The sequence below is a fragment of the Streptomyces albipurpureus genome (assembly GCF_023701525.1).
GTDB classification, from domain to species: domain Bacteria; phylum Actinomycetota; class Actinomycetes; order Streptomycetales; family Streptomycetaceae; genus Streptomyces; species Streptomyces albipurpureus.
In genome coordinates, this window is sequence record NZ_JAMQAW010000016.1 from 1 (window position 1) to 926 (window position 926).

Sequence of the window (926 nt, forward strand, 5' to 3'; positions counted from 1 at the left end):
AACACCGCCGGCAACGCCTCACCACCAACCAGCATCCGCACACCAGACACACAATCCGGCACATCGGACACCAACGCCTGCCACAACGACGGAGTGGCCTGCAACACCGAAACACCAGCCGACTCGACCAACGCCCCCAACGCGAACGAATCCCGCACCACCACCGACCCAGCAACCACCACACCCGCACCCGAAACCAACGGCAGATACAACTCCAACGCCGCAATATCAAACGCGACCGTCGTCACCGCAAGCAGACGATCACCCCCACCCAACGGGCAAAACCCCCGAGCCGCCCCAAGGAAATTCACCAACCCAACCTGAGAGACAACCACGCCCTTAGGCTTGCCGGTGGAGCCGGAGGTGTAGATGACGTAGGCGGGGTGCTGCGGCAGTAGCGCGCGGGCACGGTCGGTGTCGGTGACATCGGCGGCGGACAGTTGACCGACCGCCTCGATCGTTGCCTCGTCGTCCAGTAGTACCCTGCACACTCCCTCAGTGTTGGGGAGGGTGGGGGCGGCATCTGTGTCGGTGATGAGTAGGACGGGTTGGGCATCAGCGAGCATGAAGGCGATACGGTCCACCGGGTACTCCGGATCGATGGGCACATATCCGGCCCCCGACTTCAGAACCGCCAGCAGGGCCACGATCAGCTCCGCCGAACGCGGCAGAGCCAACCCCACCAACCCCTCCGACCCCGCACCCTGACCGATCAGATACCGGGCTAGCTGGTTCGCCCGCGCGTTCAGCTCCCGGTAGGTGAGCTGCTGGTCCTCGAAGACGACCGCGATCGCATCCGGTGTCGCCATCACCTGAGTCTCGAACAGCTGGGGCAGCAACGTCTCGGGAACATCCCTCGCCGTGTCGTTCCATTCCACGAGCAGTTGGTGGCGTTCTGCGGGGGTGAGGATGTCGATCTGTCCGAT

The 926-nt window shown here is 63.9% G+C and carries 1 protein-coding gene; it reads right to left on the reverse strand.

What is annotated here, in order from left to right:
• Positions 1-926, reverse strand: a 926-nt coding sequence (locus NBG84_RS16945) for an AMP-binding protein (protein ID WP_250920304.1), incomplete at both ends; no start/stop codon positions are given.